We start from the raw sequence: 18,048 nt of genomic DNA, 5'->3' as shown, positions 1-18,048 counted from the left end.
GTCCGGCCCCGGACGGAGCGGGGTCGAGCGCGGCGCGCCGCGGCGACCGGCTGAACGTTTCTCCCCTTGAGGCAGGCGGATCATGAGCTTCGAGCCGATCGGCGCAATCACGATCGTTGTCGGGCTGTTCTGCCTGCTGTTCGGCACCCGGTCGACGGTCGTCGCCTTCGTCATGTTCTGCACGCTCGGATCCGCCGCTGCGCTGTTGCTCGGCGGCGCGAACGTGCAGCCGGCCCACCTGTTTCTCGTCTTCCTGGCCGTCTCGACCCTGTTCTGGCGCAAGACCGCCGTCGAGATGCTGGAGGCCCTGAAGATCACCGAACCGGGTTTCTGGCTGCTCTGCCTCGTCCTGTACGGCGTGCTGAGCAGCTATGTCATGCCGCGGCTGTTCGCCGATGAGACCTACATCATCCCGCTCGGCGCCTCGACGCATCTGAGCACCAGCGACGGCGCCGTGCCGCTGGGGCCGGTGTCGAGCAACCTGACCCAGCCGATCTACCTGATCGGCGACCTCTTCTGCTTCCTCATGATCGCCACCGTGGGATCGACGCAGCGGGGCCTCGAGACGCTCGCCACCGCGCTCATCGCCTACGCGGCCACCAATATCGGCTTCGGCATCCTCGACCTGGTCACCAGCGCCACCGGCACCCAGGAGGCGCTGCAATTCATCCGGAACGCCCAGTACACGTTCCACGATGAGGAGGTGGTCGGCACGATGCGGCGGATCATCGGCTCCTGGCCCGAGGCGTCGGCGTTCGCCGGCATGACACTGGGGGCGCTCGGATTCACCGGCATGCTGTGGCTGTGCGGGCGCAAGCCCCTCGTCACCGGCCCCCTGGCGCTGCTCTCGCTCATCTTCGTGGTGATCTCGACCTCATCGACCGGGCTGGTCGGTGCGGTCGTCGTGCTGGGGCTCCTCTACGCGACGGCGCTGCGGCGGTGCAGCCTGCGCCCGCAGGATCGCTTCAGCGCAGCGACGGTCGTCCTCGGCCCGCTGCTGCTCTGCCTGATCGTGCTGCTCGTGCTCGCCACCGACGGCGTGGCCGCGCGGATCTACGAGTACGTCGACACGCTGATCCTGAGCAAGGCGCAGACGGAGTCGGGCATCCAGCGCGCATCCTGGAATGCGCTGGCCTGGCGAAACTTCTTCGATTCCTGGGGTCTCGGGGTCGGCCTCGGGACGAACCGGACCTCCAGCTTCCCGCTCGCGGTGCTGTCGAATGTCGGCGTGCCCGGTGCCGTCTTCTACCTGCTGTTCATCTTGACCGTGTTCGGCGTCCGCCGGGGCGAGCCGCGGAGCTATCCGAGCGACGTGCGCGCCGCGGCCCGGGTCGCTTGCCTGTCCCTGCTGACGGGCGCCGTCATTGCGGGTCCCACGGTCGACCAGAGCCTGCTGTTCTACGTCTTCGCCGGCGTCGCCTCCGCCTGGCCGGAACGCGAACGCCGCCCGGCCGCGCCGGCCGCGAAGCTCATCCCCGACACGCTCGCTCTGGGCCAGGTGCGGCCCGCGCTGCGGTAGCGGTCAGGCCGCCGCGGCGGCCTCTACGGCTTGCCGGATGGCCTCCGCGTGGATCTTGGCCGAGTTCCCGACGCTGTAGCGCTCGATATTCTCCCGCCTGAAATCCGCGAAGCTTCTCTCTTCGGCGATCCGGTCGCAGTAGCTGTTCATGGCCTCGACCAGGGCGGCCTGGTCGTCGGGCGGGACCAGCTGCCCCAGGCGCCGGTCGATCAGGATGTCGCTCGGCCCGAACTCGCAATCGGTCGAGATGACCGGCAACCCGCATCGGAGCGCTTCGCAGATGGCGAGGGACCATCCCTCCCACCGCGACGTCGCGACGAAGACATCGCTCGCGTAGAGCGCCCGCTCCGGACTGTCGGGGAGATATTCGAGCGTGACCACATCCGTCAGGCCGAGACGTTGGATCTGCTCGGTCAAGGCCGCCTTGTCGGCACCGTGGCCCACGAGACGCAGCCGGATGTCCTGCCGGCGCTTGTAGAGCGCGGCGAACGCGTCGATCAGGATGTCCTGGCCCTTCTGGTAATCGTATCGCCCGACATTCACGAAGGTTATCAGCCCCGCCGTCGGCTTGTCGTCGGGCCCGGGCGCCGCGAATGTCCGGACCGGGTTCGGCACCCAGACCGTCGGCCTGCGGCAGTTGAAGTCGTCGGTGAAGGCGCGCAGCTGCCGGGGCGAGGTGCCGAACACCGCGGCCACGCGGCGGAGGACGAGGTGCCGGAGGAGGAAGAACAGGATCTTCGCCTTGAGGTGCCCGCTCTCCCGGCGCGGATTCCCGTGCAGGTGCATCGCGATGGGCTGCCTCAGGCCCAGGCACGAGAACCAGAAGATCACCGTCGGTTCGATCTGGGGAATGACGACGAGGTCGTAGCGTTTCTCCCGCACGACGCTCCGGAACGCCCGCATCAGGGCCAGGCGTGACGAACCGGACCGCCGGACGATGGTGTAGGCCCGCGGCAAGGGCGGGTGGTTCCTGTGCTCGGACACGAGCAGGACATCGACGTCGAACGCGTCGCCGTAGGTTTCAGCCAGTTCCGTGCAGATCTCGTCGTTGACGCGCTCGATCCCCGCAAAAACCGTCGTGCCCGGCTGGCAATAGAGGACTTTGATCTTTCGATCCGTCGCGACGGCCATCAGGGACACTCTGAGTCTCGGTATGCGGGCACGGTGATCGCCGGAAGTGCGCCGCGAGGGCGGGACTTCGCGCGGACCTTGGAGCGATCCCCGCCGCAGCGGAGGCCGATTCGGCGGGAGACGGCGCGCCCGGTGACGGACCGGGCGCGCGCCAGCACGCTAGGCGCGGTTGAGCACGGCACCGATGACGCTGGCGCCGGCACTGCGCAATCCGTTCACGGCGTCCGAGAGTTCGTCGACGGTGGTGCGTCCGGCCTCGGCCACGATGATTACCGCATCGGCCCGCCGGGCCGCGGCCCGGGTCTCGGCGGAGACCGACAGGGGCGGCAGGTCGAGAATGACGTAGCCCGTCTGCCGCAGGTGGTCGATCACCTTGGGAAAGGACGGGGCACCGAGGTAGACGCGGCTGTTGGCGGCCGTGTTCGGCAGGCGCGCGGGCAGCACGGAGATCCCGCCGTAATCGAGGAGCTTGGCCTCGGGAATCCGGCTGGGATCCTCGATCAGGTCGGCCAGGCAGGCCCCCTCCCAGGTGTCGACATCGTAGGTCAGGGACCGCGGAGCGGATCCGTGGATGTCCGCGTCGATCATCGTCACCGAACGTCCGCTCTCCCGGATGATCCGGGCGAGATTCAGCCCGATGAGCGAGGTTCCGGAATTCGCGGTGCAGCCGACCAGGGCGACGACCGCCTCGCTGTCGCCGGGGCGGCTCGAGAGGGCGAGCTGGATCGAGGTCCGCAGGTCGCGGATGCCGGAGGCGAAGCCGCTATTGCCGAGCCACAGCGTCGTGGCGGACCGCAGGTCGCTCGGACCGCGCCGGCCGGCGACGCCCTTGCGCGAGACGTCGGGCATGACGGCCAGGCACGGGATGCCGACGCGCTGGACGAGATCCTGCGGGGTCCGGATCCGCCGGTCCAGCGCCTGCCGCAGGGCGACGGCGAGCAGCCCGCCGACGAGACCCACCGTCAGGCCGAGGCCCAGGATCAGCGTCTTGCGGGGTGCGGACGCCCGAAGCGGCTGGAGCGCGGCACCGATCACGCGGGCATCGGCGTCCGGCGTCGGCGCGTCGGGCAGGCTGCCGCTGGCCACCGCGGCTGCGGCCGACCGCGCCTGCGAGGACAGCGCGTTGACGCGGCCCTGCAGGAATTCCGCGCCGTTCTTGGCGGCGTCGGCCTTGGCGGCGATCGATTGCCAGAGATAGGCCGAGACGGCGGCGTTCGCGATCCGACGCGCCTGGGTCGGGTTGGTGGAGGTGTAGGAGACCTCCACGACGTAGGACTGGCCGACCCGGCGGACGCTGAAATTCTGCGCGAAGGTCTCGAACTGACGCTGCTGAACGACTTCGGGGCTCGGCGGCGGCGGCTCCGGAATGCCGAGCAGGGATTTCAGGCTCAGGCCCGACGACTCGGCCTTGGCGGAGGGCGGAAGGCCGAATTCCGGATTGTTCGCGAGCCCGAGGCTGTTGAACACGTTGGCGAGCAGGCGCTCGGAGCGCAGGACCTGTAGCTCGCTCTCGGCACGTCCGACATCGAGGCTCGGCGCCACCGCGCCTTCCGCCGAGCCCGAGCCGGCCTGGCGGCGCGGTTCGAGCAGCAGCGTCGCGGTCGCCGTGAACAGGGGCGTGGCGGTGCTCGCGTAGACGAAGGCGACGCCGACGCAGAACAGGATCCAGAGCGCCACCACGAATTTGTGGCGCTTGGCGGCCTTCAGGGCGGCGGAGATCACCGCCATGGGACCGTCCGGGACGCCCACGGACGTCGCCTCCGGGAACGGCCAGACGACCTGAGGCCGATCCTGCGAAATCCGATTTTGATCGTGCACGCTCATCTCACGGCTTTCCGTCGGATCTGCAGGGCCCGCTCAGGTTCGAGGCGTCCGAGGAGTGCGTCGGCCGCACCCCGCAAGTTGCCTCGCAAACGGCCGCGCCGATCGATGAACGGCTCCGGGACGGCTGATCGCGCCAGATTGCTGGTGAAGTTCCGAAATAAATGATCGGCCACCTGAGCGTAAGTCATCGTTCCCTTACGCAGCATGTACAGGGGATTAACCACCTGCGAATAGCCGAGCCGGTCCCCGGCGATCCGGCCGCCCTTCACACCCATGTGGACGCCGCGGGCCGCCATGCATTTCACGAGCCGACCGCCCTTCGCCCTGAGGGCCGCGCCGAAATCCCGGTCCTCCAGCCAGCCGTAGAGGACCAGGCGCTCATCGAACCGCAGGGCCCCGATCGCGGAACGCCGGAAGGCCATGTTGCATCCATAGGGACTGAACGGCTCGATCAGCGGCGCCGGCACGACCGGTCCGCTCTCCGCGAGCAGGCGATCGACCTCCTCGAAGGTCAGGCCGGGCCCCTTGATGCCGTCCGCGAGCACGTCGCCCGTGAAGCCGACGATATCCGCCTCGTCGCGGAACGTCCGGGCGGCGACATCGAGCCACTCGGCGTCGGGCACGAAATCGTCGTCGAAGAAGGCGACGACATCGATCCCTTCGGGTAGCGCGGCCAGCGCCGCGTTACGCTGCGCCGCAAGACCGGGGCGGCCCGTCACCACCGCGACGTCGGGCCAGTTCGCGGCGTCGCCGGCATCCTCCGGCTTGATGCAGGAGATCATCACGGCGGCCGGCTTGTAGGTCTGCCGGTCGAGGATCCGCCGCAGCGTCTGGGCGACGACGTCCGGCCGCCCCAGGGTCGCGATGACCACGGCGATGCTGGGCGGGGCGGAGGCGGTGCGGGGGCGCCCGACATCCCGCCGCTGCGGCGCCTGCATCACGTCCAGGTAGCCCTGCGCCGTGTCGGCCCAGGAAAACCGGGCCGCCTGGAGCCGGCCGCGGCCGATCAGTTCCTGACGGAGGTCGGCACTCGCCAGCAGCGTCCGGACATGCGCCAGCCAGAGATGCGGCTGGTCCGGGGGCGCCAGAAGCGCGGCGGTGCCGCAGATCTCCGGCAGGCTCGCCCGGTCGGTGGAGATGACCGGGCAGCCCCGCGCCATCGCCTCGAGCGCCGGCAGACCGAAGCCCTCGGTGAGCGAGGGGAAGGCCAGGCACAGGGCGCGCTCGAGCAGGTAGGCCAGATCGTGATCGCTCACGAAGCCGAGATGCTGCACGTTCTCGCTGCGCTGCAGATCCTCCGCGGCGAAGATGCCCGCCTGCCCGCCGGCGATGATCAGGTCGACGCCGAGGGTCGCGAACTCGCCGGCCAGGCCGAGCAGCAGGCCGAGATTCTTGTGTCGCGCACGCGAGCCGAGCGCCAGGACGAAGGGGCGCTCGCTCCCGTCCGGATTGCGGCGCAGGGCCGACGGCGCCCGGGTCGCCTGGTTCGGATCCCAGGCCCGGACATGCTCGTGCCCGTTGGGGAGGACGAGGATGTCGGAGGCTTTCAGCGACAGATGCTGCGCGATCTGCCCGGCCGAGAAGGTCGAGACGGTGGCGATCCGCGCCGCGCGCCGGGCCAGCAGGGGCTGGAGCGTCTTGTAGAACGCCCGGAACGACGCGCTGTAGCTCTCCGGCTCCAGGAAGACGTTGGCGTCGTGGATGCAGACGACCTGATCCGCCTTGAAGGCCGGGGCGGTGTTGCAGAGGTTGAGCAGCCGACCCGGCCAGGCGCGCGGCAGGACGGCCTGCTCCCAGGCATGGCCGCCCGAGCGGCCGACGAGCTTGAGCGGCGTCCCGTCCAGGCCAGGATCCTGGGCGCCGGGCGGCGCGAGCAGGGGGATCGTGGATCCCTGCACGGACACGGCCTGGCTGATCGCCCGGGTCACGTTCAACGCGTAGCGCTGAACGCCGGTCATCGATTGCGTCAGGAAGCGACCATTGATCCCGAACGATTCAGCCGCTTTCATGCTGACGATATACTCCTATTGCGATTCGTCATATAAAATATTAATCTATCCAATATGCTCGATAGTGCTTGTCACTATTTTTGCCGTCCAGCCCGACCCTTCCAGGCCGCGACGTCCGTTTCAATTGCTGCGGACCGTTTTGCACTATCACAGCGATATTACTGGTAAATGCCCCTTAAGGCCACAGTTCCTTACGCTATCGCTCAGCCGTGTACAAGAAACGGCCGCTGCCCTTGAGAGCAGCGGCGCCGCGTCGTGGCATCTGCGCGTCGGGATCGATCCGGCCCGGACCAGCCCGGATCGCGGGGCCTATTCCGCCAGCACCAGCAGGGAATAGCCGCCGAGGATCCGCACGGTGAGATCCTGATTGAGCGCGAACATGGCCCGGCGCGGGATCTTCATCAGCTTGCTGGACGTCGCCTGGTTGGGCAGTTCGAGGCGTCCCGCCGTATAGGCGTGGTCGATGATGTTGTACCCGCAGTCCCGCAGGGTCGCGAGCGCCGATTCCTTGAAGAAATAGTGCAGGTGGCCGACACCCTTTCGCAGGTTCATGATCGGCCGCTCCCGGAAAAGCGACTGCACCGACAGGTCGAGCGGGATGTGGAAGATCTTGTATTTCGCCAGGGGACGCAGCTGCTTCGCGAAGCCGAGGTAATCCTCGACATGCTCGATGACGTCGATCACCAGCATCACGTCGAACGGCGCCGCCGCGGTATCGAACACGCTCTCAAGGTGGAATTTGGTCCGGTCGGTCTCCTTGGTCTTGGCCCGCCGATAGGCATGCGGGGAGACCTCGTAGCCGTAGCCCTTCGAGAAGCCGAAGGAACGCTCCAGGTTGAGAAGGATGTCCCCGGTCCCGCAGCCGACCTCGCAGAGCGTATCGAACGTGATGGCGTTCTTGTTGATGATCTGAGCGATCTGCTTGGCTTTCCAGGGCGCGTCTTCCTCATGCCAGCCTGGATTATTTTCCGCGTACGTCTCGCTTTGGTATATTTCAAGCATACTGGTCATCCCCAGGCATAGGTGTGACGGGGAACTGAGTTCGTCCTGCCATCAACGTTTCGACAGCCAATATGGCCTCACCGCGCATTGCATTTTTGTAGCTCTGCCCCCCGGCAAAGCAACCTTCCAATTGAAATATCAACCGCTTAACGGAAGGATCGTTAAGGCCCGAGATTTCTATAGCTGGCCAGATATCCATTTTCGTCCGCGTAATTGCGGTGGATCCATTACGGGCGACGCTCGCGCAATGGGTTGCCCTCGCGGGCGGCTCGCCGATGGGTTGAAGAGCGTCGCTGTTTGCAATCTATAAGGCTGTATAAGCCGCGCTGTAGCCGGATCAGTACTTACATCGGCGTTCTGTGCAGCCGAATCGGCAGGCGCGAAGACTCTCCCGGCCCAACGCGCCGTCGCCCGACAGCGTGCCGCACCTCGTCAACGCTCGCGCCGGTGCAGAGCCCGCATCTCGGAGCGCAGCGCGCGCCCGGCATAGATCAGCTCGATCAGCGAAAGCGCGAGGCGGCCGCCGCGCGGGAACGTGCGGATCACGGCCCCTTCGCGCCACAGGCTTTCGCGGATCTGCTTCAACGGGCTCGCCGCGCCGGGACCGGCAAATTGCGCCCGCAGCTCGGTTCGCCCGAAATCCCGGGATCGGTGCCCGAGGCTCAAGGTCGCCACCGCCTGCGCGTCCGGCCAGACCACCGCATCCTTGAGTTGCTGCCAGGCCCGCGCCGCATCCTGCGGGACGCGATGGAGCGATTCCGGCGTGAGGCTGTCGATGGCGGCCAGGACACCGGAGAACAAGCCGGGCTGCTCGGGCGCGACGCGGCTCTCCCAGCCGGGAACCTGAAGGTTGGCGCGCGGCGCAGCGCCGTCGGCGCCGGCCGTGAAGGTGCGAACGCTCGCAAGGTCCGGCTCGAGGCAGGCCTCGATCAGCTGCCAGAACCGGAGCGCCGAGGTCCGGACCTCCCAGGGCTTGTACGCGTCGCTCTCGACGCTGAGGCCGAATGTCCGCGCGAAATGCGGCGTGGGAAGCCCCTTGTAATTGCATCGGGCGAATTGGAGGCCGGACCATTGCCGGTCCGGGATGCCCTCCTGGAGGATCCGGACCGTGCTGCCGTAGAGGCCGGTATCGACCAGGACGCCGTGGCGGCGGCCGCCGGTACAGGCCGCGAGATGGGCGCGAAACAGCCCATCCTGCTCCGCGACCGCGCGGTGGAGCGCCACCACGCCGGGCTCGTCGCCCGCCAGGAGCGCGATGAACGTCACCGGCTCGAACGGCGCGTGCCAGGGCGGCGGCAGGTCGAGATCGTCGCGCTGCGCCAGGGCGGCGGCGATCTCGGCCATCGACTGGCCGCTGAACTCGCGCTCCAGCTCGGACAGGACGCCCGGGCTCGGCGGGTCGAAGGCGGTCCGGGCCGCGACGAGGCGCGACACCATCAGATCGGCGTGCGGCACCCGCTGCGGCAGGGCGGTGCGGTCGAGGAAGCGCTCATAGGCGAGTCTCAGCCGCAGGCCGCCGCGGGCGCAGAAAAGCAGGACGGCCTCATCCCCCTGGAGGAAGCGCTCGAACAGCCAGAGACGGAGGCAGAATTCGGTCAGGATCGGGCCCAGCACGACACGCCCGAACGTCTCGGCGTCGAGCCGGCCGACATCGGGTACGCTCATGCGGGTGCGCCCGCGCGCTGCGTATGCGCCGCACGGATCCGGAACCCGTGGAGCGCGCGGGCCCGCAGGGCGTCGGCCCGGCGCCGGAACACGAGATGCTTCGGCCGCAGCACCTGCAGGGAGCGCAGGCCCGCGGCCTGGGCCATCGTCACATCCGCTTTGGTATCGTCGCCGATATGCAGGATATCGGCGGCCGCGACGCCTTCCTGGCGCAGCACGACCTCGAACAGGGCGCCGGTGCGCTTGGTCGCGTTGTGGTCGGCGCTGGCATAGATCTGGGCGACGGGGTGGTCGGGCGCGCGGGCGGCGAGCAGCTGCGCGATCGTCTCGCCCCGATGATACGTGTCGCTGACCGCGATGATCCGGCATCCGCTCCGGGCCTGCGCGCGGAGCCAGTCCAGGAGGACCGTATTGGCGGTCAACTGGGCGATCTCGATCGCGATCTCGGCGTGATGCAGGATCTCCGCCGCCTGGGCATCGAGAGAGAGGATCCGCCCCATCGCGTCGATCATGTCGGCGAACCGGACGTCCCCCGTCGGGCAGGAGAGGTCGAGGGCTCGATAGGCCTGCTTCTGCACATCGAGGCGGGCGTCGTAGATCGCGCCGGGATGCCGCACGATGCCCCGCTCGGCAGCCAGGCGCTGCGCAGCGAGCACGGCGATATCGTTGAACCGCTGACGTTCCGAGCGATGATCCCGATAGAGCAGCGTATCAAATACGTCGCAGGAAATGATCCGGGCAGCAGCTGTCTTGGGGAGGAGCATGATGCCTTTTAGCCCTTTAAACCCGCGCGTATAGCCGCGGCGGGCCGATCGCCGGGACGCGTCTCCGGCATGCCCGACCTATCCGGAGCGTGGCAACCGCGATTGCGGTCTATCCAGCCAAAATCGCCGAACGGATTGCCGGTTAACAATATTCGTGCGCGATTTTGCTGCCGAACATGGTTGCGGGGCATCCGGCGCCGATCGCGCGTCGGAAGGAAGCTCGCCCCACCCGAACCTCCCCGTCCTCGCCGAACCGGCATCCCGTCCGGCGAAGGGCGCTGCGCGGGCCGCGCTTCGAGCCCGCAGCGCTGGGCGAACCCGCCCTATTCCTTGCAGACGGCGTCGCGCTTCGTCTCGTCGGGGGCGAAGGCGTAGACGTAATCGACCAGCAGATCGGAGGGGTTGGGGGTCTTGTCGATCGGCCAGCCGGAGCCGAGGGCGAGGTTGACGAGGATCATCAACGGCTTGGTGTGCTCGGGCGGGGTCGGGGTCCGGCCGATCTCGCGGCGGTCGAGATAGAAGACGACCCACTCCTTCGTGACGTCGACGCCATAGGTGTGGAAGCTGTCATTGAGCGAGCCGCTCGGCACCGAGGTGACGATCTCGCCGCCGCGGTTCTTCTTCGGATCGGTCTTGTCCCAGATGTGCCAGACCGAATGGAATCCGTCCGGGAACTGGCCGTAATATTCCAGCACGTCGATCTCCACCGACGGGGTCTTGTCGTCCTTCGGGTTGTTGGCGTTCAGCCAGAAGGCCGGCCACACCCCGGGGCCCGGCGGAAGCTTCATCCGGGCCTCGAAATACCCGTACATCAGGGCAAAGCCCGCAGTGGTGGGATCGGCCGAGGAGATCAGGCCGGAGGTCCACTTTCCGTTGTCGTGCTTGCGCGCCCGGATCTTCAGGATCCCGTCCTTGACGATGAACGGCGCGTTCTTCTCGGGGTCGGCGAAGATGTCGATCGGATCGATGAACTGGGCATCGCCGAAATCGCCGTTCCAGGGCGTGTGCGCCGACCACCGCGTCCGCTCGTTGTTGGACTTCGAAACGCTCAAGTCGTTGAAATCGTCGGCGAAGACCTTCTTGTACCGGCACAGCTGCAGCGGCTCACCCTGCGCTTTCAGCTCGCGACATCCCGCGACCGTGGCGAGGCCGGCCAAGGCTGCAACGGCCGGGAATACCCATTTATTCCTCATCAAGCGCGCGCCCATTTGGGATACCTGCAATGGCAGTGAGTTTTAGCGATTATATTTTGCCTTATTAGACGGTGTATATAGTTTCGGTCCAGGGCAAAGATCGGCAGATTGCCGAGGCGCGGGACGGTCAGGCCGCGGCAGGCCGTCCGGACGACGCGCGGGCCCGGGACTGCGGCGACACGGTCAACGGCGGCGCAGCGCGGCCTTGACCCGTGGCCCCGTCGAGCGAGACCGCACCGATGGCGACGGAAGGACACGCGCGAGGGCGCCGCGCGCGGCACCGGGCCAGCCGGTGCACGTCATCGCGAGCGGACGCAAAATCCAGGAACGGTCTCGGCGCTCAACCGCTGCGCGGTCGCGAATGTCGTCGCCCCGCCCAAAGCTCCGGCGCGGGCGACCGGATCACAGCGCGGATGGGACGGACCCGTCCAGCGGCCTCAGAACGCGAATCCGACTTCGGCCGCGAAGGCGTCGAGGAGCGGCAGCGAGGCGTCGAACAGCGGGCGCGAGCCGAAGGCGTCGCCGGCGCGCACGAACAGGGTCGCCTTGGCGTTGCGGTGCGGACCGAAGACGCAGGCGAGACGGCCGTCATCCTTAAGCTGATCCAGCAGCGCCTGCGGCCGGACCTCGACGCGGCCGTTGATCAGGATCACGTCGAACGGCCCCTCCTTGGGGGCCCCCGCCTGGAGCGGGCCCTCGATCACCCGGGCCGAGGAGCCCAGCTTGGCGCGGGCCTTCTCGGCGAGGTCCGGCACCGATTCTAGCGCCGTCACCGCCGCGCCGAGATGCGCCATCACGGCGGCCGCGTAGCCGGTGCCGGTGCCGACATCGAGGGCCTTGGCGCCGGGCCGGATCTTCAGGGCCTGGATCATCCGGGCCAGCACCATCGGCGCCGGCAGGCAGCGGCTCTCGCCGGTCGCGCCGTCGAGCCGCAGGGTCTGATCGATATAAGCGAACGGCTCGCGGCCCGGGGGCACGAAGGCCTCGCGCGGCACCGTGTCGAACGCGTCGAGCACCGCGTTGTCGTTCACGTCGAAGGTCCGCAACTGGCAATCGACCATCATCCGCCGCGCCTGCGCGTAATCGATCATCGAACCGTGTCCTCGAACCGGATCGGAACGCCGCCCCCGCCGGGCCGCTGCGTCGGCGCCGCGGTCCCCGGCCAAGCTCAAGCGTTCCGGACGCGCGCGTTTTCGGAGATCACTCGCCAAAACGCAAGGTTTTCGCGGACGGGACCGGCCACGAGCGTCAACGGCGCGGCCGCCCGGCGACGGCAGCCGGCGACGCTGGCACGCGAAAGGCGGGTGACGGCCGCATGCCGCTGTCGCGTCAGGGTTGTCCAAGGGCTCGCGTCCCGCGGCCAGACGTTGAATAATGAGTGCAGACCGGATCGGGCGCGCGAAGAGCCCGGCCATATCGGGAGGCATCATGACGCCAGCCACCAAGCCGATTCTGACGCGTGGGCTCGCCGCCGCGCTCGCCTGCCTGGGCCTCGGGACCCTGGCCCCGGGCGGATCGCGTGCCCAGGAGACGCCGGCGAGCTCCGCACCGCCGGCCAGCGTGCAGATCGACCGCGGCTCGGCGCTCTATGGTCGGCCCGAGGGCGGTGACGCGGCCAAGCTCGCGCCGGTCGCCGGGCCGCCCCTGGCGACGGCCGCCGCCAAGCTGCCGCTCGACAAGCTCAAGGTTCCGGAGGGCTTCAAGGTCGAGGTCTATGCCAGCGGCCTCGCCAATGCCCGCTCAATGACGCAGGCGCCGGACGGGACGCTGTTCGTCGGCACCCGCACGGTCGGCAAGGTCTACGCGGTGCTGCCGCAGGCCGGCCCGGACGGCAAGCGCGCGGTCAAGACCATTGCGTCCGGCCTGCACCGGCCGAACGGCGTCGCGTTCCATGACGGCGCGCTCTACGTGGCCGAGCTGTCGAAGATCTGGCGCTACGACGACATCGCCCAGCACCTCGACGGCGCCGGGAAGCCGAGCCTCGTCTACGACGACCTGCCGAAGGACGAGGCCCATGGCTGGAAGTTCATCGCCATCGGGCCGGACAACAAGCTCTACGTGCCGATCGGCGCGCCCGGCAACATCGTGCTGCCCCCGGACACCCACGCGCAGATCCGTCGAATGGATCTCGACGGCAAGAATGCCGAGGTCGTCGCCCGCGGGGTGCGCAACACGGTGGGCTTCGACTGGAACCCGAAGACCAAGCAGCTCTGGTTCACCGATAACGGCCGCGACTGGGTCTCCGAGGACATCCCGAACGACGAGCTGAACGTGCTGACCGAGCCCGGCAAGCAGCATTTCGGCTACCCGTTCTGCCACCAGGGCACGTTCACCGATCCGGAATTCGGCTGGGGCCATTCCTGTTCGGAATTCACCGCCCCGGCGGGCCTGCTCGGGCCGCATACGGCCTCGCTCGGCATGCGGTTCTACACGGGCGCGCAATTCCCGGAGGCCTACAGGGACGCGGCCTTCATCGCCCGGCACGGGTCCTGGAACCGCACGGCCAAGCTCGGCGGCGACGTGGTCGTCGCGCGGCCGGGCCCGGACGGCAAGGTCGCCTCCGTCGAGCCGTTCCTGACCGGCTTCCTCCAGGACAACAAATATGCCGGCCGGCCGGTGGACGTGCTGGTCGCCAAGGACGGGTCGCTGCTCGTCTCGGACGATTACAACGGCGCGATCTACCGCGTCAGCTACGGCCAGTGATGCGCGCTGTCTCGAGGATCGGGGCGATCCGGGGGCTCGCGCCGGCCCTCGGCGTCCTGCTGGCCGGTGCGGCGCTGGCCGCGCCCGATGCCGCCATGCAGGAGCGTCTGGCTCCCTGCGTCGCCTGCCACGGGACCGGCACGTCCGAGACCGAAGGCGTGCCCTCGCTCGGCGGACAGCAGGCGGATTACGTTGTCACGCAGCTGTTCCAGTTTCGGGAGAAGCAGCGCGAGGCCCCGCCGATGAACGACGTCGCCGCCGGCTTCTCCGACGACGACCTGCGCGCCTATGCCGACGCGGTCGCGACCCTGCCGGCACCGGCCTGGTCGGGCCCGGCCGCGGACCCGGCCCTGGTGGCGCGCGCCCAGGCGCTGGTCTCCAAGCACCAGTGCAATTCCTGCCACGGCGCCGACCTCGGCGGCCGGGACGCGATTCCCCGGATCCGGGCGCAGCGCGAGGAATATCTCGCCCGGGCGCTCACGGCCTACAAGTCGAACGCTCGGCCGGGCTACGACCCGGCGATGAACGAGGTCGCGCAGGGGTTGAGCGAGGCCGAGATCAAGGATCTGGCGGCCTACGTCGCGCGACTCTGAGCCTCGCGGCTCAGCTCACGGGTCGCAGCGTATCGCCCACGGCGAGCGCGCCACCGGCGATCACCTCGGCATAGACGCCGAGGTCGCGGTGGCCGAGCCGCGCGTCGAGGGTCCAGGGGATGTCGTGGTCGCGCACGCCGCTCACCGGATCGACGTTGGTGGCGGCGCAGCGCACGGTGCGCTTGGTGATCTTGAGCCGCAGCCCGCTCGGCGCCTCGATCACCCGCCCGACCATGTCCAGCTCGGCGAACGGTGCCAGCCCCTCGACCAGCAGGTTGCCCCGGAAGCGCAGCGGGTCGACCGGCGCGCCGAGATAATCCTCCACGGCCGCCACGCTCGCGCGGTTGATCAGCGAGACGTAGCCGGTGGGCGAATCGGTGAAGCGGTATTGCGGCGGCGCCGCGAGCACTTTCGGCTCACCCCGCAGGCTGTCCGGAAGATAGCGCCGCATCAGGTCGGCGAGCCCGTCCCGACCGGCCTCCGTATCGAGCCGGAAGGCCAGGGTTTCCCCGTCATGCGCCACCGTGAGCGTGGCGGTGGAATCGTCGTAGCGGGTGCGCAGGAGGGCCAGCGCCTCGTCGCGCATCAGCATCAGGTACTTGGTCTTGGGCTGGTGCCGCGGCGCCACCGGGTTGAAGCCCGAAGGCCCGTTCTCGATGGCGTAGAGCCGGTCCCCCGGGAAGAAGCCGCTGGTCTCCAGCTCGGCCCGTTCCAGAGGCTCGGGACTCAGCCCCTTCACGGGGTAGCGGTAGAGGCCGAGGAGGCCGATTTCGAGCGCGGCTTGCATGCCGGGAAGGTGGCGCGGAAAAGCTGTGCCGCGCAAGTCCCCGGCCCCTTGTGGTGCGCAAATACAACACCACATCGGGTCTACCGGTGGCTTTCGGCGCCGGGGCCCCGACGCGGCGGATAGCCGGGGGGCGACGTTTCGGCAGGGCCGCGCCATCTCGGGCGGCGGATGCCGGCACGGGAGGGTGAGACACGCATGAATTTCGACATCTACACCGAGCGCGCCCGCGGCTTCGTCCAGGCGGCGCAGAACCTCGCGATGCGCGAGGGCCATCCGCAGCTTCAGCCGGGGCACCTGCTCAAGGTGTTGCTCGACGATCCCGAAGGCCTGTGCGCCGGTCTGATCGACCGCGCCGGCGGCCAGTCGCGGGTCGCGCTGGCGCAGACCGATCAGTGGCTGGCGAAACAGCCGAAGGTATCCGGCAACGCGTCCGCCCCGCAGGCGACGCGCGAGCTGATGCGCCTGTTCGACACCGCCGAGCAGGCGGCGAAGAAGGCCGGCGATTCCTACGTCACGGTGGAGCGCCTGCTCCTCGCTCTGGCGGTGGAGAAGGATTCCGAGGCTGGCCGCGCGCTCCAGGCGGCGGGCGTGACGCCCGCCTCTCTCAACGCGGCCATCAACGCGCTGCGCAAGGGCCGCACCGCCGACAACGCCTCGGCCGAGAACGCCTACGACGCGCTGAAGAAATATGCCCGCGACCTCACCGAGGCCGCCCGGGACGGCAAGCTCGATCCGGTGATCGGCCGCGACGAGGAGATCCGGCGGACCATCCAGGTCCTGTCCCGGCGCACCAAGAACAATCCCGTCCTGATCGGCGAGCCCGGCGTCGGCAAGACCGCGATCGTCGAGGGGCTGGCGCTGCGCATCGTCAACGGCGACGTGCCCGAGAGCCTGCGCGACAAGAGCCTGCTGGCCCTCGACATGGGCTCGCTGATCGCCGGCGCGAAGTATCGCGGCGAGTTCGAGGAGCGGCTGAAGGGCGTGCTCTCCGAGGTCACCGCGGCCGAGGGCGGCATCATCCTGTTCATCGACGAGATGCACACGCTGGTCGGCGCCGGGAAGGCGGACGGGGCGATGGACGCCTCGAACCTGCTCAAGCCCGCGCTCGCCCGCGGCGAGCTGCACTGCGTCGGCGCGACCACGCTGGACGAGTACCGCAAGCACGTCGAGAAGGACGCCGCGCTCGCCCGCCGCTTCCAGCCGGTCTTCGTGTCGGAGCCGACCGTGGAGGACACGGTCTCGATCCTGCGCGGCCTGAAGGAGAAGTACGAGCAGCACCACGGCGTGCGCATCCAGGATTCGGCCCTGGTGGCGGCGGCGACGCTCTCGAACCGCTACATCACCGACCGGTTCCTGCCCGACAAGGCGATCGACCTGATCGACGAGGCCGGCTCGCGCCTGCGCATGCAGGTCGATTCGAAGCCGGAAGAGCTCGATTCGATCGACCGCGAGATCGTGCGGCTCAAGATCGAGGCCGAGGCGCTGAAGAAGGAGACCGATTCCGCCTCGCGCGACCGGCTGGTCCGCCTGGAGAAGGAGCTGGCCGATCTCGAGGAGCGCTCGGCGTCGATCACCGCCCGGTGGAAGGCCGAGAAGGACAAGCTCGGCACGGCCGCTGGCCTTAAGAAGAAGCTCGACGAGGCGCGCAACGAGCTGGCCGCGGCCCAGCGCCAGGGCCAGTACCAGCGCGCGGGTGAGCTCGCCTACGGGGTGATCCCGGGGCTGGAGAAGCAGCTCGCCGAGATCGAGGCGAAGGCCGAGGGCGGCCGCGACGGCATGATGGAGGAGGCGGTCACGCCCGCTCACGTCGCCGGCGTGGTCTCCCGCTGGACCGGCGTGCCGGTGGACAAGATGCTGGAGGGCGAGCGCGAGAAGCTACTGGCCATGGAGGAGGCGCTGGCCAAGCGCGTCGTCGGCCAGCGGGAGGCGGTGGAGGCGGTTTCGACCGCGGTCCGGCGCGCCCGGGCCGGGCTGCAGGACCCGAACCGGCCGATCGGCTCGTTCATGTTCCTCGGCCCCACGGGCGTCGGCAAGACCGAGCTGACCAAGGCGCTCGCCGGCTTCCTGTTCGACGACGACACGGCGCTCGTGCGCATCGACATGTCCGAGTACATGGAGAAGCATGCGGTCGCCCGCCTGATCGGCGCGCCTCCGGGCTATGTCGGCTACGAGGAAGGCGGCGCGCTGACCGAGGCGGTGCGGCGCCGGCCCTACCAGGTCGTGCTGTTCGACGAGATCGAGAAGGCGCATCCGGACGTGTTCAACGTCCTGCTGCAGGTGCTCGACGACGGCCGGCTCACGGACGGGCAGGGGCGGACGGTCGACTTCCGCAACACGCTGCTGATCATGACCTCGAATCTCGGGGCCGAGTACCTGGTGAACCAGCCCGCGGGCGAGGACACCGAGGCGGTCCGCGAGGAGGTGATGAACGTGGTGCGGAGCCACTTCCGGCCGGAATTCCTGAACCGGGTCGACGAGATCATCCTGTTCCACCGCTTGGCGCGGTCGGAGATGGGCGCGATCGTCGAGATCCAGCTCGGGCGCCTGGCGAAGCTCCTGGAGGATCGCAAGATCACCCTGGACCTCGACGAGGAGGCCAAGATCTGGCTCGCCGACAAGGGCTACGACCCGGCTTACGGGGCGCGGCCGCTCAAGCGGGTGATCCAGAAGAACGTGCAGGATCCGCTGGCAGAGCTGGTCCTGTCGGGCAAGATCCACGACGGCGAGACGGTGCCGGTCCGGCTGGGCCCGATGGGCCTGATGATCGGCGACGTCACGGTCGGCGCCGAGCGCCGGCCGCCGAACGTGGCTCTGAACTGAGCGTCTCGGTCTTCGAACGGGGCGGCGCGCCGGATCAG

At 68.7% G+C, this 18,048-nt stretch carries 13 protein-coding genes; 4 read left to right on the top strand and 9 right to left on the bottom strand.

Translation table 11 applies throughout. The annotated features are described in order from the left end of the window. Positions 1-82: 82 nt before the first annotated feature. Positions 83-1,519 (top strand): hypothetical protein, encoded by a 1,437-nt coding sequence (locus WYO_RS09870; RefSeq protein ID WP_007561831.1) that lies wholly within the window; start codon positions 83-85, stop codon positions 1,517-1,519. Between the two features lie 3 nt (positions 1,520-1,522). Here the strand turns inward: WYO_RS09870 and WYO_RS09865 are convergent, their stop codons facing one another. From WYO_RS09865 to WYO_RS09830, 8 genes are all read right to left on the bottom strand, one after another. Continuing rightward, the gene (locus WYO_RS09865; protein WP_007561830.1) at positions 1,523-2,650 is read right to left on the bottom strand and encodes a glycosyltransferase; all 1,128 of its coding nucleotides are present in this window, start codon (positions 2,648-2,650) and stop codon (positions 1,523-1,525) included. Positions 2,651-2,809: 159 nt separating this feature from the next. Next, positions 2,810-4,378 carry a Wzz/FepE/Etk N-terminal domain-containing protein gene (locus WYO_RS09860; protein ID WP_230365609.1) on the bottom strand — a complete coding sequence of 523 codons (1,569 nt, stop codon included), beginning with the start codon at positions 4,376-4,378 and terminating at the stop codon, positions 2,810-2,812. 92 nt (positions 4,379-4,470) lie between these two features. Further along, positions 4,471-6,483 (bottom strand): glycosyltransferase, encoded by a 2,013-nt coding sequence (locus tag WYO_RS09855; protein WP_007561828.1) that lies wholly within the window; start codon positions 6,481-6,483, stop codon positions 4,471-4,473. 309 nt (positions 6,484-6,792) lie between these two features. Beyond that, positions 6,793-7,485 carry a class I SAM-dependent methyltransferase gene (locus tag WYO_RS09850; protein ID WP_007561826.1) on the bottom strand — a complete coding sequence of 231 codons (693 nt, stop codon included), beginning with the start codon at positions 7,483-7,485 and terminating at the stop codon, positions 6,793-6,795. Between the two features lie 432 nt (positions 7,486-7,917). Continuing rightward, complete coding sequence (locus WYO_RS09845) at positions 7,918-9,150, bottom strand: hypothetical protein (protein WP_007561824.1); 1,233 nt, start codon at positions 9,148-9,150, stop codon at positions 7,918-7,920. Next, entirely contained in the window at positions 9,147-9,914 is a 768-nt protein-coding gene (locus WYO_RS09840; protein WP_007561822.1) for an HAD family hydrolase, read from the bottom strand. The genes WYO_RS09845 and WYO_RS09840 overlap by 4 nt, the downstream gene beginning before the upstream one ends. 323 nt (positions 9,915-10,237) lie before the next feature. Further along, positions 10,238-11,107: a glycoside hydrolase family 16 protein gene (locus tag WYO_RS09835; protein WP_047170778.1), complete on the bottom strand. Its 870-nt coding sequence runs from the start codon at positions 11,105-11,107 to the stop codon at positions 10,238-10,240. 437 nt (positions 11,108-11,544) lie between these two features. Next, complete coding sequence (locus tag WYO_RS09830) at positions 11,545-12,198, bottom strand: protein-L-isoaspartate O-methyltransferase (RefSeq protein ID WP_007561818.1); 654 nt, start codon at positions 12,196-12,198, stop codon at positions 11,545-11,547. Positions 12,199-12,535: 337 nt separating this feature from the next. Here WYO_RS09830 and WYO_RS09825 point away from each other — a divergent pair, with 337 nt between their 5' ends. Both WYO_RS09825 and WYO_RS09820 read left to right on the top strand, forming a co-directional pair. Next, positions 12,536-13,810, top strand: coding sequence for a PQQ-dependent sugar dehydrogenase (locus WYO_RS09825; protein ID WP_007561817.1), 1,275 nt, complete (start codon positions 12,536-12,538; stop codon positions 13,808-13,810). Then, the gene (locus WYO_RS09820; protein ID WP_007561816.1) at positions 13,810-14,403 is read left to right on the top strand and encodes a c-type cytochrome; all 594 of its coding nucleotides are present in this window, start codon (positions 13,810-13,812) and stop codon (positions 14,401-14,403) included. Before WYO_RS09825 ends, WYO_RS09820 begins: the two co-directional genes overlap by 1 nt. Before the next feature lie 10 nt (positions 14,404-14,413). On the opposite strand, the gene WYO_RS09815 is transcribed toward WYO_RS09820, so the two are convergent. Beyond that, on the bottom strand, positions 14,414-15,190 hold the full coding sequence (locus tag WYO_RS09815; protein ID WP_007561815.1) for an MOSC N-terminal beta barrel domain-containing protein: 777 nt from the start codon (positions 15,188-15,190) through the stop codon (positions 14,414-14,416). 195 nt (positions 15,191-15,385) lie between these two features. On the opposite strand from WYO_RS09815, the gene clpB reads away from it, so the two are divergent. Then, a complete protein-coding gene (clpB, locus tag WYO_RS09810) occupies positions 15,386-18,010 on the top strand; it encodes an ATP-dependent chaperone ClpB (protein WP_007561814.1) in 2,625 nt (874 codons plus the stop codon). Positions 18,011-18,048: the final 38 nt, after the last annotated feature.

The organism is Methylobacterium sp. GXF4 (assembly GCF_000272495.1).
Taxonomy (GTDB): domain Bacteria; phylum Pseudomonadota; class Alphaproteobacteria; order Rhizobiales; family Beijerinckiaceae; genus Methylobacterium; species Methylobacterium brachiatum.
The sequence above is the reverse complement of the archived record's forward strand: the minus strand, read 5'-3'. Positions and strand labels throughout refer to the sequence as shown.